We start from the raw sequence: 1,813 nt of genomic DNA on the forward strand, positions 1-1,813 counted from the left end.
CGCGCGCGGTGAGCTTGCCCTTGGCATGCTGCGCGTCGATGCGCTTCTGGCCGCCGCCCAGGCGGGCCTGCGCGCGCCGTTGTTCGAGGAGGTCTAGGATTTCTTTCATGGCGTTCCGTCGGAGGTTTTAAGTCTTGTGTTCTTGTGGCTAGGGTCGGTCTTGCGCGGCCAGCAGGTTGCGCGCCGCGGTGGATGCTGGAAGCGTGCCGCCGGTCACTGCCACGATGGTTTGCGGCAGCAGCTCGCGCACATGCGGATGATGGCGGAAAGCATGCTTCAGTCCGGCGTCGATTCGCTCCCACATCCAGGCCAGCGCCTGCTTCTCACGGCGCATTGTGAGCTTTCCGTTGGCGGTCTGGAGCGCCTTGAATTCGGTGACGGCCGTCCAGAACGCATCGACGCCGGTGCCGAGCAATGCGCTCAGTTGCATGACGCGCGGTTGCCAGAAGCGGATTTCGGCCTCGGGCGAACCGGGCGCTGCATGCGCAACCTGCATCGCGTGTGCATGCGCCGGGTTGCCGTGGTGGCCGAACAGGCGCAGCGCCGACGTGATCTGGGCTTGGGCACGCGTGGCCGCGTCCTTGTCGATATCGGCCTTGTTGATGACGACCAGGTCTGCCAGTTCCATCACGCCCTTCTTGATTGCCTGAAGGTCGTCGCCGGCATTGGGCAGTTGCAGGAGCACGAACATGTCGGTCATGCCCGCCACCGCGGTTTCGCTCTGGCCGACGCCCACGGTCTCGACGATGACGATGTCGTAGCCCGCGGCCTCGCACACCAGCATCGCCTCGCGCGTCTTCTCGGCCACGCCGCCGAGCGTGCCCGATGAAGGGCTCGGGCGGATGTAGGCGCGCTCGTGCACGGAGAGCTTTTCCATGCGCGTCTTGTCGCCGAGGATCGAGCCGCCGGAAACCGTGGAAGACGGATCGATGGTGAGCACCGCGACGCGATGGCCCTTGTCGATGAGGAACAGGCCGAGCGTTTCGATAAACGTGGATTTGCCGACGCCCGGCACGCCCGAGATGCCGAGGCGGAATGACTTGCCGGTGTGAGGCAAGAGGGCCGTCAACAACTCATCAGCTTGCGCGCGATGGTCGTCACGCGTGGATTCGAGCAATGTGATCGCCTTGGCGATGGCACGGCGCTGGCCAGGCCCTTCGGCCGCCACCAATGCATCGGCCGATATCGGGCTGCGAGGCAAGGGCATGTTCAGGCCGCAACTGCCGCGCGAATCTGTTCCAGCACGTCCTTTGCGCTCGCTGGAATCGGCGTGCCCGGGCCGTAGATGCCCTTGACGCCGGCCTCGTACAGGAACTCATAGTCCTGGCGCGGGATCACCCCGCCGACGAACACGATGATGTCGTCGGCGCCCTGCTTCCTGAGCTCCTCGATGATCGCGGGCACCAGCGTCTTGTGGCCGGCCGCGAGGGTCGAGACCCCCACCGCATGCACGTCGTTCTCGATGGCTTGCCGCGCGCACTCCTCGGGCGTCTGGAACAGCGGCCCCATGTCCACGTCGAAGCCGAGGTCGGCGAAGGCCGTGGCGACAACCTTCGCCCCACGGTCGTGGCCGTCCTGACCCAGCTTGGAAATCATCACGCGCGGACGGCGGCCCTGTTCCTCGGCAAAGGCGGCGATCTCGTTTTGCAGCGTCTCCCAACCCTCGGCCGAATCGTAGGCCGCGGCATACACGCCCGTCACCTTTTGCGTGTCGGCGCGGTGGCGGCCATAGACCTTCTCCAGCGCATCGCTGATCTCCCCGACCGTGGCACGCAGGCGCACCGCCTTGATGCTCAGGTCCAGCAGGTTGCCC

General features: G+C 65.9%; 2 protein-coding genes. Both read right to left on the reverse strand.

The features are described 5' to 3' along the window. Window positions 1-148: 148 nt before the first annotated feature. A complete protein-coding gene (meaB, locus tag WKW80_RS37130; protein ID WP_340368549.1) occupies window positions 149-1,207 on the reverse strand; it encodes a methylmalonyl Co-A mutase-associated GTPase MeaB in 1,059 nt (352 codons plus the stop codon). Window positions 1,208-1,209: 2 nt separating this feature from the next. Continuing rightward, window positions 1,210-1,813, reverse strand: a 604-nt coding sequence (locus WKW80_RS37135; protein WP_340368550.1) for a cobalamin-dependent protein, incomplete at its 5' end; no start/stop codon positions are given.

This window comes from Variovorax humicola, assembly GCF_037889915.1.
In the GTDB taxonomy this organism is placed as follows: Bacteria; Pseudomonadota; Gammaproteobacteria; order Burkholderiales; family Burkholderiaceae_C; genus Variovorax; species Variovorax humicola.

Coding starts and splice junctions, on each gene's coding strand:
- meaB (WP_340368549.1), bottom strand. CDS start 1,207: ATGCCCTTGCCTCGCAGCCCGATATCGGCCGATGCATTGGTGGCGGCC.